The following is a 13,409-nucleotide window of genomic DNA, read 5'->3' as shown; positions in this document are numbered from 1 at the left end:
ATATGTTTGAATACTAAAAAGATAATTGATTTTTACGGAAAATCCAAAACATCTATACAGTTATTTAAAATTGCTGGTTATATCTGGATTGTAACTGTTACCGACGGTAAAGTTGCTTCGGAAATACGCTCGGGGAAAAAATCATATATTGTAGATGAGGAATTTACTTCATTTATTGAAGAGATAATAAAAAAATATAGTGTCAGCAGATGGTGAAATATATGGCTCACATGGTCCTTGAAAAATACACTCTACAAAACAAGTAATGTTAAAAATATGGAATGCAAGATTGTGATTTCTACTGTATTCTCAAAAGAGAATGATTGAAAACCTGCATGTATAAGAATCAAAAACCTCCTTCTTGATAGTAATTATAAAAATACTATCCGGGAAGGAGTTTTTATGTTAACATTATCAAAAGGCCAAGTCTATAGTATATCACTGTTTATTGCTGGAAGGTGTAAAAAATAATTTGCGTTATCCACCTAAAAAATTTTGTTACATCAGCCAAAACAGTATATAAATATAATAGAGGTGGACAAAATGAAAACTTTTGAGGAGCTTTGCCAAGAAAACTATGGCAGAATTTATAAATATATATTTTCGATGACAGGCAGCAAGGAGTCTACCGAGGATTTAATCCAAGAGGTCTTTCTGATTGCGTACCAAAAAGGTGAAGCCTTTTTACAGCATGAAAAACCTGCTGCATTTTTATACAAAACGGCACGAAATATGACGGCTACCTATTTAAAGCATCTAAAGCGGCAAAGGATTTCTGCAACGGAGTACCTGTCTGAGAATATTCCCCAAGACAACGCCGATTTATGTGAAACGATCTTAATGGAATTTGACCGAAAAATCGATGAGACAGCTTATACCAGCCAAGTAATCGGCAATTTGGATACAAATCAGCACAATCTGTATAAGCAACGTTATATCGAGGGAAAGTCAATCAAAGAAATTGCTTCGGAGCAAGGGGTCAGCGAGACAGCCATGCGAATGCGATTGGTGAGGCTGAGAAGAGAAATACAGGGCATTGTCAAAAAAATGAAGATTGGTGAAAAGTAAGTTACATTGGACCAATTTAAATATATATAAAGTGTAAAGCGCTTTACCTGAAAGGTGGAGGGAATTTATTATGGATAACATTTCGCGATTGAAAAAGGAATTGGAAAAGGCTGTACGGCTCAATGACATCGAAAATGCAGACAAAATATCGGATCAGTTGTTTCGGATGCAGAAAGGCAAGGAAGCCGATGCTGTGATGCCGGATCAATTTGCTGAGAAAATTATAGAAAGAAGTAAAGAAAAATCAGGAGGTCAAAAATCTATGAATATGAAGAAGATAATAAGTATAGTTGCTGTTGCGGCCGTTACCGCAACCCTTGGAATTACTGCTTTGGCTACTCGCTGGTATGGGATCAGGGACCTGGTTTTCCAAAACAGTGACAACGAAACGGCCCTGACAGATAATTCCCAAATTTCCGATTCGGCAGATGAGATTGAAGCGTCCACCGGTGGCTATGTGCCAGAAAAAATGGACTTGATTGTCTTGCAAGGGTATCCCGACAGTAATGAATACAAAGCCAGTGCCGAATGGAATCTGTTCCTTGCGGGATATGACACCGACGGAAAATTTTTGAGTGAGGTGGGGAACAGTTCCAATGAGTTTACGGAGAAATACCCGATGTACTTGGTTTACACACGGGAAATGGCTGAGAAATTGGAGGAGATTGTCGCCAAATATCAGCTAAAACTCCATAACTCCATGACAATTGTCAACAATCAAAAAGAATTAATACAAGAGGCGAATATAGGTGAGTTTTCCAAAAATGCCAATACAGTTTTGAGCGGCTATGTTTACGACGACGGTACATTTCATTATGATGGAGAAACACTGCTTAAAAACGGCACACGCATTGATTATCAGTTTGGAAACTATGTAAAAGGCACTTTTTCATCTACTTATCTTAACGTCGGTGATGCAAGTTCTTACACGGAGTGGGAGTACAAGACAAGCAGCGGGCAAAAGGTTTCATTGGCTCTAGGCGATACTAAAGCACTGGTTATTGCAGATTTGCAAAATTCATACGTTGCAATAAACGTGCTTGCAGGAAGGAATGCAGAAGCAGGAGGCATAACAGCTGAGGACTTGCAGGAATTTGCCGATACCTTTGATTTTTCGCAGATAAAATAAGTATTTAAGATTTGAATTTCGATAATATACCTTAAGCAGTTTAAGCAAATTAGAGAGGCGATAATTTCCTGAAATTGCGGAGTTAGAGCCTCTTTTTTATGCTGTTTAATGCTGTGATGATAAATATGCTTTATGTTTACACCTTTGGAATTCTTTGATGCTCAATATAACTGAACATTTAAGATTGGGGAATTAAAGTTTTAGGCAGATTGACACGAAAAATAATTAGCAGTATAATTACGTCATTAAAGTAAATGGAAGTATTTGCAGATTTGATTCCAGTCATTTCCTTACACAATGATTTATTCAGTATCAACCATGAAATCTATGGCGTATAAATGTAAATAAAGTATCTGCAAAGGCAAATGAAAGCTAGTGTCTATGGAAAGAAGGCAGTCTGTAAGGAATAATATTCTCAATGAGGGAGCTGTGTGTTATGAAAAGAATTTTTCTTTCAATATTTAGTGCTTTAATATTGCTTGCTTTACTGCTTACCGGCTGTTCGTCCGACAAACCGAAAGATCCCAATCAAAATGAATTATACACTCAAAGCCCGGAGCAATCTCCGAATATACTTCCGACCCAGACAAAGACAGGATATAAGAAGTATATGGATTTTCTCGGAATTGATAAAGATGTGGAGAAAATTATAGAGGAGGACATTGATTTAGACGGAAAAACGGAATTTGTAATTGCATGTGAAGCAGATTACGGACTAAAGATTTTTGTGATAAGAGAAGACCTTAATGGTGAACTGCAAAAAATAGGAGAGCTTGGGGAAGGCGGCTATGGAACGTCAGGCGTGGAAATAGTCGAAATGCAAAATAAAAAACAGAAATATATTTTGGAAAGTCTTACAAACGGAGTCGCATTATCGGGATTTGCATTGTATGAAATAGACGGAAATGAAATTAGACAGATAGAATATAGTGCATCTGCTACAGGAGTCGGTGATGACCACTTGGTAGATGCGAACAATGATGGCTTCTATGACGGATATGTTCAAAACAGGTATAGCTATGATGTGTTTCATTTTTATGTATCAAGATTTTATAAGTGGAATGGTAAAAATTTTGTATTTGATTCAGCCCAAATACAGCTTAACGATTATCCGGATAATCCTACGGATGTTGTTTTCCAGTTTTTAAAGTTAAATGTATTAAACGGCTACGAAGAGAAGATTGATGGGGTTTTACAAAGATTAAACGAACTTAATATATCAAACAAGAAAATAACGCTAGAAAAGTCGGAGGATTGGATAAGTGCTTTGCAAATAGATAATATATATTATGATACAGATGAGAAGGGAAACACAGCTAAGGTTAGTGTGACTTTGGGATCCGAGACTATGACATTTGACTTGGCAAAAAAATCAAACAAATGGCAGATAACCGATATAACCGGTACGAATGTTGTGGGAGCTTCAAAGGATAATTCCACTGACGGTTGGTTTGCAGGCTTTATTGGCAATAAACCGGTTCATGCAAAGTTTAATATTTCGGAAGGCAAGGTTTCAGGAGTTTACTATTATGATGAGTATAAAACAAGCATAAAACTCGAAGGTTATATTGATTATATTATTCAAATGCAAGATTTCCGGACAATTTATCTTTCCGAAGATACAAATGAAAAAGGAGAAATCATAGGTATATTCAAGACGGATGACTACATACAGGGATGCTGGAAAAATGATAATGTTATTTACCCGATGTATCTTATAAGAGAGGGCGCAGATATTATTCCGCCACAGCAGCCAAGTGCAGACAGCAAGAAGTTTGAGGGCCACTGGACCGGAAAAGAGTCGGCGTTTTTTGGCGGTTCTACAGCAGATATAAAAGTATTGTTCGATGATCTAATCTATTATGAGCTGTATGCATTCAACGGTTTAAACACAGGAGTGCTTGAGAACTTCGGCATTATCAAAAAAGGTTCTGCAAAAACTATTTTCAAGGATGATACCAATAATCAAAATATCAATGGTGTTTTGTTTAAGTTCAGGGTTGAAAACGATTTATTACATTTAGATTGCGACGATTATAGTTTTGGCTGCGGGATGGGAGTGTCGTTTGGCTCCGAGTATATAAAAGGAGAGATAGAAATTAAAATGCCTACGGCATTGGAAGTCGGCATTGTAGATACAAAACAGCAGGATGAATTGTTTAAGAAACTTGTGGGCGATAAATATAAAGATTTTATTATGTATACGTCGTATGTGTTTTACTCGGAAGATATTTGGAACGGTGAAAAAGTAAAGTCAGGACAGTCCCACTTGAGAGGTTATAGCGGCTGCTGCTGGTACATTATGTCTAAAGAGCATATGTATGTTGCTATTATTGAAGATGACGGTATCTATTATTATACCAATGACAAAAACTATGCGGACAAGATTCCCGAACCAATGGCCGAATGGGCAAGCAGGAGCGACAAGATATTCTACAATTACAAGGAGTTGTCGCTATAAAAGCATATTTTATGAATAAATAAAGCGTTTATAGGAAAATCTAATATTGTATCGATACTAATATTATTTGAAAGGCAGACTTGTTACCATGGCAGAGAGTGAAGCTGTAAAAGTAGGGTTAAAAAGCAAAATTACAAACGAACTTGTGGCAGTATATCCCTACAGCGTCAAAGGAAGCACGAAAGAAATCGAAAAGCAGGTATTTGACTGGTATTATGCTCAGGGATGTGCCAACGAGAATGAACTCCCCAACCTTTTCGTAGATACCTTAACCGATGAAGAGCTAAAGGGCTTTCACTAAGTTCTTTAGCTCTTATAAAATCAATGAAAAGGAAATTATGGAAACAAGTATTAATTTTTGCTATAATAGTCCCATAAACAAATTTATACAAGGGGCTATAATATGGCTAAGAAGATACTTATGCTGGTGGGAGATTTTGTTGAGGATTATGAAGTAATGGTTTCGTTTCAAGCTCTTCTGATGGCAGGTTATACTGTCCACGCTGTTTGCCCTGATAAAAAAGCCGGGGATGCGGTTCGCACTTCAATACATGATTTTGAGGGCGACCAGAGTTACAGTGAAAAAAGGGGTCACAATTTTGCCTTGAATGCAACCTTTGACGAGGTGGATGAGAATAGTTACGATGCTCTTGTGATTCCAGGCGGGCGTGCTCCGGAATATATAAGGCTCAATAAAAGAGTTTTGGAAATCGTAAAGCATTTTGACAGGGAAATCAAACCTATTGCTGCAATATGTCATGGACCTCAGGTACTTGTTGCTGCCGGTATCCTAAAGGGCAGACAATGTGCTGCATATCCTGCTGTTGGCCCTGATATTGAAGCAGCAGGCGGTGAATACATAAGTGTGGACTTGGATAAAGCCCATGTGGACGGCAATCTGGTTACAGCACCGGCCTGGCCGGCACATCCTGAGTGGCTTGCAAAGTTTTTGAAGGTACTTGGTGCGGAAATAAAGATATAAAATACGGGAAACAAAGATAATAAAACTTTAAAAATGTGGAAGAAACTTAAGCTTGACAAGGTTTCTTCCACATTTTTCGCTTGTATATTAAAATATGCATCCGATAATATGAGCTCCTTTTTGTGCCGTCAACTGAACCTAAACACCTTTCCCCGAGGAAGAAAAGGAAGGCTGTGGCCTTTTGGTATCAAAAAAGCATGCTCCCTGCGAATCCTCAAAGGCTCGCAATAACCGTCGGTAATTATTAAAAGAGGACCGTTTTTTGGGAAATCCTCGGCCTTTTCCAGAAGGTCAATACCCGGCTGCAGTAATGTCCCTCCCCGCCCTTTTACCTTTACTCTTTGGGCTATGGCCTCAGGAGCCATATAACCCTGGTCATAGGCTGCCGCATCACAGAAGACCACCCTCACATAGGGAACATCCCGTGAAATGCTGTAGCTGGCAATAGTACCTAATGCCTTTGCCAGCAATACCCGGTCCATGGAACCGGAGGTATCGAGTATGACACCGAAGGTTCGCCCGTCTTCCGCACCCGCCGCCGGCACCCAACGGGGTCGGGGAATATCGGGGCTGGCTGATTGACGGCGGCTGGGACGGGCATAGGAACGTACTTTTTCCAACGGAGAAAAGTAATTGTTGAACCATTTTGCCAGTTCCACATCCCAAGGGATAGGAGGCTGGTTTAATGCCCGTATTTCCTCTATCAATCCTGCGGGGATATAACCCCGGCCTTGCTCCTCATGATACGAAAGACCCTGAAGCAAGCAGCGGCGACAGAATTCATCAAGGGTGATTGCGTCATTTGCGGACCACAATCCGGCACTATCTTTATCAATCATATCCCCCAGACCGATTCCCCTCAGTGTTGAGAGCTTTCGGCATTTTCGAATATCCGTAACCAGCCGGTCATATATGCTTTCGGCCGACATTCCTTTAAGGTCGGGGTCATAGAGGGCTCCTATTTTGGGTAATTCCCCAAGGCCCATTTCTACCAGCCATCCGTTAATAACGTAATCGCATGCAACATTCCATAAAAAAGGGTCACGGCCCTGACACCTTGTATGATGGCTTAAACCGACGTGTAAAAGTTCATGAGCCATTACAAAGCGGCATTCGTATTCATCCAAGCCGGCAGCCGGGTTGATATATATTTCCTTCATATAGGCATTGACAGCCGCAACGGACACTTCCATCCGGGCACAAATTACCGGGTCCTCAATAATTGTGAAGCTTGCAGCTAAAGCACCTAAAAGAGGGTAACTACTGATAAACCAGTTTTTTGCCATGGTTGCAGGAGTTTGCGATTTCTTGGAAGCTCCAAGAAAGGGTTCTTTTCCTGCTGCCACGTTAACGGCGCTGGTAACCGCCATTGAAAGACCCCGGGCAAAACAGGCGACCCAGTCGATTTTATGCACAAACCAATTGTTCATTTCCGGTGCCATAATCATATCGCCGCAATTTGCTCCGGCTGTGCCAAAGCCGGTCATTGACGGCGGTACACCGTTTTCGACAAAATTGGCATATAGTTTTTCCTCAGAAGCAACATGAAAATCTATACTGTTTTGCATTTCCACCGGTGGTTTTCCCAATTTCATGTCGTACAAAAACCTTGCAATATAACAGTCGCAGGCAATATTCCATTTGATGGGATCGGACTTTTCCTGAAAATGACCCAGTCCCAAATGAAGCAAACAATGGGCAATGACATAAGCCCACTCCATAGGTTCACCCCGGCGGGTGGGGTGAACATGGAGGTATCCGTTTCTGGTAATTACCGCCCATCCATTTTCCGGGCATAAATTGCCTTTGCTGCGGATATCGCGAACGTGGTGGAGAAGGGGAGAAAAAATGGGATGCTGTTGTATAATCTCATACCCTTTAACATAGTTTTCATAAGCAATATCCTTGTTAAAAGAAGTTTTTTTCTTTGCCATTGCCTAATCTTCCTTCCTTTCTACCAGCCTTGGCAAATCCCGGACAATATCGACCATGAACCAGCCGGGCAGTCCTTCATCATCACCGTATTTTGACACCACCATCTGTGCCATTTCAAGACTGATGAGAGAAAGCTCCTTAATTAATGCTTTTGCTCTATGGGCAAGCATTTTCTGCTTTTCATTCATTGCATTCTTCTCGACGGGAAGCTGTTTTATAAGCTGTGAGCGGAAGGATTGGGACAGAAAATAGAGAACATCCCTGTCTTCGGGTTTGTCCGGCCATCTCTCTTCACCGTCTATGATAGCCGCCAGCTGATAGCGGTTTTTTATCTGCTTTATGAAAGCTTTGAACTGTCCTGCATGGTGCGGTGACAGACAGCTATATGCCAATATTTCCAAAGCCTCATCGGTTAAGTTGTCCCCATACTCGTTTAATGCATCACTGAGCATATGCCATGAGCGTGGGGTGGAGAAGGGTTCTTCGGTTTTCGGAGGCTCTGTCCAAAGATGGTCGGGACGCATGGTTATATACTCATAGACATAGGGGTGAATTCCGTTTGCCGATGCCCATTCCAACCAATCTCTATGGGAAACCTTTAGCTGTACATGTAACATACGGTTAATCAAGGCCGATGACATGGGCTTTACAATGGCACTGTCCTGTGCTCTGTTGCCGGCACCGATTACAATAGAACCCTCGGGAAGCACATATTCGCCAACCCTGTGCTCATGAATCAGGCTGTAAAATGCCTTTTGAACCTCTTGAGTGCAGGCATTCAATTCATCTAAAAACAAGCAGTAAGGCTCCTTTCTTGCTATCATCTTCGGAGGGCAAAAACGGCTCAATCCGTCAACGATTTGAGGTACGCCGATAATATCCTCCGGAGCGAGCTGGCTTCCAAGTAGGGAAACGCAGGGGAGCCCTAAGGATTCGGCGAACTGCTGTACCAGAGCGGATTTTCCAATGCCGGGAGGTCCCCATATGAAGACCGGCCTTACTACTGCTGTATTTAAAAGAAACTCTGATAATTGTTTTTGTGTCACTGTTATCGGTATATTCATATATAATAATTCCTTTCTAACGAATATTTCATATTTTGATACTTTATTAACCCTCAAAAGGGCATAAAAATACCGTGATATGTAACCACGGTTTGTTTTTGGCATTAAAAAAACACGATAACCCATCGTGCAGCCTTAAATAGTATATATTTTACTATCAAGTGACGGTTACTTATACATAATAAAGGTTGACCTAAAAAGCACAAAAATGCTTTCGGTCCGATATTAAGTTATATATAAAGCACCTCGCAGAATATTGTTTTTTTCATTTACAACACTCCTTTCACTTGATATTAATCAATTACTAAATCTTACCTTATTAATATTAATACAAAACAAGCCATACAGTCAATACACATAACAAAAAAATTAGAATCTATTATATTAGAGGCTTCTACAGCCTTGCAAGCAATGTTTTTTATATTCCCAAGGAATAATATGGGAATTTCTAAAGTTGCTTATGCATTTATTCATAATCTGTCTGGCTGACACAGTCAAATTCGGCAATAGGGTCCCATAAAAGAGGTATTCTTATGGGCAGCTCCTCTGCTTCTTGAATTTCAGATGTAAGACTTTGCAAAAATGGAGAGCCTGATGCCTCTTTAGCAGACTTAAAGCTGTTTAAACATTGGATGATACTACTTAGGTTATCTCCTAAGAGCATACTGAAGCTGTAACGAATATTACCTTGTTCCCATGTGACCCAAGCATTGGATTTATTGCCTTCAACTATTTTTACTTGGCCTGAACCAATACTTATAGAAGTTTTTTCCCACAGGGAAGCAAGCTCCTCTAATCTATCCAGAGAATTTGTATTTCCTAAATATTCAAACATCCAGCCTTTGTGTTTCCACCATATGTTGGCGCCTTCTTTATCTTTATAAGCTTTTACACCGGAGATTAGTGTGAATTCTTCTGCATCCTTTGCTTTATCGTTGAAATCCGGTAAACTAATCGCATCGCTTGTAATTTTTTCACCTTCGAGAGAACCTATAGATTGGTACCCTATGGGAGAATACTTTTTATTTAGAACTATTGCCTTACTGATTGGGACAGGATTGCTAACGTAGTAGACATCGATGCAATATCTGTCTTTTGTATAATCAACAAAAAACGAATAATTAAATAAGTTTTCTTCATTTTCGTTAGATTTTGAAACAGGCTCCCATGAACCGGGTATTTTTACAGGTATGTTAGTCACTTCTTGAATCCATGCTGATATTTTAGCGATTACCGGAGAAATTTGCGCATTTACTAAGGTATATTAAAAATCATAATTGAAAGTACAATGCAGCTAACAGCAACTGTAGCACATACCCTGGCTTTAGATTTCCAATATGACTTTTTATTTAAATCAATTCTATCTAAAACCTTTTGCTTAAGTTCATTTCGAACCTCTAAGTTTTGCAATAAGCAAGGCATCTCATCCTTAAGTTTTTCCAAATTCTTCCATATAATTATACCTCCTCTTCATTCTGCAACATAATTTTTAACGCAGTCTTTGCCCTGTGTAGCCTACTTCGTACGGTGCCCTTTGCAATATGGAGTATAGAGAAGCGATTTCGTTTTCATTAAAGCCATTGAAATAGCGTAAGACCAGCACTTCCCGCGATTTAAGAGGTAAACTCGTAATACTGTTAAGAAGCTTTTGCCTTTCTTCCGACAGTGTCAGGTATTTGTCAAGTGAAGTGTTTGCCACAGCATCTTTTTGACTGTCAAGAAGGCCAAAATTTAACAGGATTCGTTTGGCCCAACCGGATTTGAGATAATCCTTACACTGGTTTATGGTAATTTTTATTATCCATGTTTTTATGCTTGATTCGCCGCGGAATTTTCTTATATTTTTATACACCTTTAAAAAAACTTCCTGGAATATGTCTTCAGATGCTGAATAATCTTTAACAAAGAAGTAAGCAGTCCGTAAAACATCTTCACCATACTCTTCTATCCATTGCTCTATCAAATCCTCGTCTTCTTTATATGTAATATCGTTTTTATGCATATTTACTTCTACCCTAACCCCTTCTTAGGAAATTTACTTGCAGCATTATAATAATCATATATTAGACGATTAAGAAATGTAAATCACTCCATATAGCAGCAAAATAATTTATTTGTGATCTTTTGTTCCTAAAACATAAAAATGCAAAAAATATATTGAGATTCAGAACACCAATTGATATAATATATCAAATTTATAAGGGTTACTTACTATGGAGCATTCGTCTTTATGGGGAGGGGCATACTATGAAGAATTTTATCAGAATACTGAAACAAGGAAGACAATATTGGAAATATTTAATAATCGCCGGGATAAGCCTGCTTGCAATTACAGCCTTCAATCTTGTTACCCCATGGAAAGTTAGAGAATTGGTTGATATATTGTCAAAAGAAGGCCCCAACGATATGGTGAAAATACGCAATATTGCAATCATACTTGCTGCTGCGTACGTTGCAAGGGCGTTTTTTACTTATCTGTACCGGTATTTCAGCCATGTTGCTGCATGGAGACTGGTCGCGGACATGAGGGTGATTGTTTACGAGCATTTGCAAAAGTTGTCTTTGAGCTTCTATCAAGACAAGCAGACCGGGCAGCTTATGTCCAGGGCAATAAACGACACGGCAACCTTTGAGGTTTTAATAGCCCATGCCGTTCCGGACCTTGTTACCAATGTACTTATCCTTGTAGGTACCGGAATTCTGTTGTTCATAATAAATCCTTTGCTTGCGGCGCTTACCCTTATACCCATACCGTTTTTGGTATTGGGCTCCGGAATATTTACCAAAAAAGTACTTCCCAATTTTCGGGAGGCGCAAGGGAAACTAGGGGACCTCAATGCAGTAGTGCAGGATAATATTTCGGGTATCAAGGAGATTCAGGCTTTCAACCAGCAGTCAAGGGAGAAAAAGCGTGTTGAAAAAAGAGCAAGAAAATACACCTCTGCAATACTTCATGCCTTGAAGGTAAGTGCAATATTTCATCCTGTGGTGGAAATGACAAGCTCCCTTGGAACGGTTATCGTTGTGGCTTTTGGCGGATGGTTTGCATTGAAAGGCTATGTCAGTACGGCCGATATTGTAGGATTTATAATGTTTTTGGGGCTTTTTTACCAGCCTATCACCACGCTGGCAAGGGTAATTGAGGATTTGCAGCAGGCTACGGCGGGAGCGGAAAGAGTGTTTGAGCTCATCGACACCGAACCGGATATTGTTGACAGTCAAGGTGCAAAGACCGTTACAAATTCCAAAGGTGAAATATCCTTTAAAAATGTCAGCTTTCACTATATTCCTTCAAATCCGGTTTTGAAAGGCATAAGCTTTGACGCAAAGCCAGGTCAGATGATAGCACTGGTGGGACCGACCGGAGTGGGAAAGAGTACTATAATCAGCCTGATAGCAAGGTTTTATGATCCCATATCGGGAGAAATTCTTCTTGACGGTATGAACATTAAAGACATAACGGTATCTTCGCTGAGAAATCAAATAAGCATAGTACTTCAGGATACATTTCTTTTTAACGGCAGTGTGGCCGACAATATTGCTTACGGAACGAGGGAAGCTTCCTTTGAGGATATTGTGAATGCGGCGAAAATTGCAAGGGCTCACGATTTTATAATGCAGCTTCCCGAAGGCTATGACACTGTCATGGGAGAAAGGGGCGTAAAGCTCTCTGGAGGCCAAAAACAGCGTTTGTCCATTGCCAGAGCGGTTCTTAGAAACACTCCAATATTGATATTGGACGAAGCAACCGCATCAGTTGATGTTGAGACGGAAGCAGAGATTCAGAAGGCAATTGGCGAATTGGCAGGCACCCGTACTATTATTGTAATAGCTCACAGGCTGTCTACGGTAAAACAGGCTGACAACATCCTTGTTTTAAAGGACGGGGAGATTGTTGAGTCGGGTACTCATGAAGAACTAATAAAACAGGACGGCTTATACAAATATCTGTGTGAAGTTCAATTCGGAATATAGCAGGACTTGACTTGCTTTGTGAGCTGCACGAATTTATATCTTTCGTGCAGTTCAATTTTTTTAGCCATTGGAATGAAATGAAAAGAGCAAAAGGTAAGGGGGTTATCTGTAAGACATAAATACTCTCTTTCCGCGGAATTCTTTCGGAAATATAGTATCGTAAATTTTGTCAAGCTCTCTGTAAACAAAGGAATTATCCCATTCCTTCTTTATCGGCAAATAGAATATATCAAATTCCACGTCGAACAAGTTAGCGAAAATACCGGTTTTCTGCGCGCCGTTTCTTTCATAGAAAGATATCCTTCTTTCCCTTTCCAGCCTTTGGGTTCCGTTTTTTGCCGCATTAAGGCTTTCCAACTCGATTATAATTCCGGAAAAACTATTGAGCTTTTCTTGCAAATTTTTTAAAAATATGCTCCCATATCCCTGACTTCTGTCTGTCCGGGTTACGGCATAATAATCAAGCAGCAGGCATTCGCCTGAAGCAGCATGACAAAAAAAAGCATATGCTTTTAAAATGCTGTCCACATAGAGACCGAAGCAAGGGTATGAATTTTGCCCCATAAGCTTTTTAATGTTGTTTAACGGCCTTATTTCATTTTGAGGAAAATCAAATTGCATTGAATTATTGAATATATGCGAGACTTCTTCTATTGAAAGTTGTTTTATGTTCATAGTTTCAAACTCCCTTTATCATATTTATCTGTAGATATACTAAAAAGTATACGAAAAGTCTGTTTTATGTTTGATTTTATCACTGCGATTTATAAATTACAAGACAAAGTCTTAGGTTAA

General features: G+C 39.7%; 12 protein-coding genes. 7 read left to right on the top strand and 5 right to left on the bottom strand.

Translation table 11 applies throughout. The features are described 5' to 3' along the window. The 6 genes from PLH43_RS03840 to PLH43_RS03815 form a co-directional block, all read left to right on the top strand. Positions 1 to 216 (top strand): hypothetical protein (locus PLH43_RS03840; RefSeq protein ID WP_324360266.1); only part of this gene is annotated, 216 nt, incomplete at its 5' end. Positions 217 to 543: 327 nt separating this feature from the next. Continuing rightward, positions 544 to 1,068 (top strand): RNA polymerase sigma factor, encoded by a 525-nt coding sequence (locus PLH43_RS03835; RefSeq protein ID WP_324360264.1) that lies wholly within the window; start codon positions 544 to 546, stop codon positions 1,066 to 1,068. Positions 1,069 to 1,138: 70 nt separating this feature from the next. Beyond that, positions 1,139 to 2,197 carry a hypothetical protein gene (locus PLH43_RS03830; protein WP_324360262.1) on the top strand — a complete coding sequence of 353 codons (1,059 nt, stop codon included), beginning with the start codon at positions 1,139 to 1,141 and terminating at the stop codon, positions 2,195 to 2,197. A gap of 436 nt (positions 2,198 to 2,633) precedes the next feature. Next, on the top strand, positions 2,634 to 4,658 hold the full coding sequence (locus tag PLH43_RS03825; RefSeq protein WP_324360261.1) for a hypothetical protein: 2,025 nt from the start codon (positions 2,634 to 2,636) through the stop codon (positions 4,656 to 4,658). 88 nt (positions 4,659 to 4,746) lie between these two features. Then, the gene (locus PLH43_RS03820) at positions 4,747 to 4,959 is read left to right on the top strand and encodes a hypothetical protein (protein WP_324360259.1); all 213 of its coding nucleotides are present in this window, start codon (positions 4,747 to 4,749) and stop codon (positions 4,957 to 4,959) included. 102 nt (positions 4,960 to 5,061) lie between these two features. Beyond that, positions 5,062 to 5,640, top strand: coding sequence for a DJ-1/PfpI family protein (locus PLH43_RS03815; protein ID WP_324360257.1), 579 nt, complete (start codon positions 5,062 to 5,064; stop codon positions 5,638 to 5,640). Positions 5,641 to 5,768: 128 nt separating this feature from the next. On the opposite strand, the gene PLH43_RS03810 is transcribed toward PLH43_RS03815, so the two are convergent. From PLH43_RS03810 to PLH43_RS03795, 4 genes are all read right to left on the bottom strand, one after another. Further along, on the bottom strand, positions 5,769 to 7,574 hold the full coding sequence (locus PLH43_RS03810; RefSeq protein WP_324360255.1) for a VWA-like domain-containing protein: 1,806 nt from the start codon (positions 7,572 to 7,574) through the stop codon (positions 5,769 to 5,771). 3 nt (positions 7,575 to 7,577) lie between these two features. Continuing rightward, positions 7,578 to 8,639 carry a MoxR family ATPase gene (locus PLH43_RS03805; protein WP_324360253.1) on the bottom strand — a complete coding sequence of 354 codons (1,062 nt, stop codon included), beginning with the start codon at positions 8,637 to 8,639 and terminating at the stop codon, positions 7,578 to 7,580. A 466-nt stretch (positions 8,640 to 9,105) separates the two neighbouring features. Further along, complete coding sequence (locus tag PLH43_RS03800) at positions 9,106 to 9,840, bottom strand: hypothetical protein (protein ID WP_324360251.1); 735 nt, start codon at positions 9,838 to 9,840, stop codon at positions 9,106 to 9,108. A gap of 288 nt (positions 9,841 to 10,128) precedes the next feature. Then, complete coding sequence (locus tag PLH43_RS03795; protein ID WP_324360249.1) at positions 10,129 to 10,641, bottom strand: sigma-70 family RNA polymerase sigma factor; 513 nt, start codon at positions 10,639 to 10,641, stop codon at positions 10,129 to 10,131. Between the two features lie 245 nt (positions 10,642 to 10,886). On the opposite strand from PLH43_RS03795, the gene PLH43_RS03790 reads away from it, so the two are divergent. Beyond that, the gene (locus tag PLH43_RS03790; RefSeq protein WP_324360247.1) at positions 10,887 to 12,614 is read left to right on the top strand and encodes an ABC transporter ATP-binding protein; all 1,728 of its coding nucleotides are present in this window, start codon (positions 10,887 to 10,889) and stop codon (positions 12,612 to 12,614) included. 102 nt (positions 12,615 to 12,716) lie between these two features. On the opposite strand, the gene PLH43_RS03785 is transcribed toward PLH43_RS03790, so the two are convergent. After that, positions 12,717 to 13,289: an N-acetyltransferase gene (locus PLH43_RS03785; RefSeq protein WP_324360245.1), complete on the bottom strand. Its 573-nt coding sequence runs from the start codon at positions 13,287 to 13,289 to the stop codon at positions 12,717 to 12,719. Between the last annotated feature and the right edge of the window lie 120 nt (positions 13,290 to 13,409).

This window comes from Acetivibrio sp. (genome assembly GCF_035371925.1).
Lineage (GTDB): Bacteria > Bacillota > Clostridia > Acetivibrionales > Acetivibrionaceae > Hungateiclostridium.
The sequence above is the reverse complement of the archived record's forward strand: the minus strand, read 5'-3'. Positions and strand labels throughout refer to the sequence as shown.

Coding starts and splice junctions, on each gene's coding strand:
- PLH43_RS03785 (WP_324360245.1), bottom strand. CDS start 13,289: ATGAACATAAAACAACTTTCAATAGAAGAAGTCTCGCATATATTCAAT.
- PLH43_RS03820 (WP_324360259.1), top strand. CDS start 4,747: ATGGCAGAGAGTGAAGCTGTAAAAGTAGGGTTAAAAAGCAAAATTACA.
- PLH43_RS03835 (WP_324360264.1), top strand. CDS start 544: ATGAAAACTTTTGAGGAGCTTTGCCAAGAAAACTATGGCAGAATTTAT.
- PLH43_RS03830 (WP_324360262.1), top strand. CDS start 1,139: ATGGATAACATTTCGCGATTGAAAAAGGAATTGGAAAAGGCTGTACGG.
- PLH43_RS03825 (WP_324360261.1), top strand. CDS start 2,634: ATGAAAAGAATTTTTCTTTCAATATTTAGTGCTTTAATATTGCTTGCT.
- PLH43_RS03815 (WP_324360257.1), top strand. CDS start 5,062: ATGGCTAAGAAGATACTTATGCTGGTGGGAGATTTTGTTGAGGATTAT.
- PLH43_RS03790 (WP_324360247.1), top strand. CDS start 10,887: ATGAAGAATTTTATCAGAATACTGAAACAAGGAAGACAATATTGGAAA.
- PLH43_RS03805 (WP_324360253.1), bottom strand. CDS start 8,639: ATGAATATACCGATAACAGTGACACAAAAACAATTATCAGAGTTTCTT.
- PLH43_RS03795 (WP_324360249.1), bottom strand. CDS start 10,641: ATGCATAAAAACGATATTACATATAAAGAAGACGAGGATTTGATAGAG.
- PLH43_RS03810 (WP_324360255.1), bottom strand. CDS start 7,574: ATGGCAAAGAAAAAAACTTCTTTTAACAAGGATATTGCTTATGAAAAC.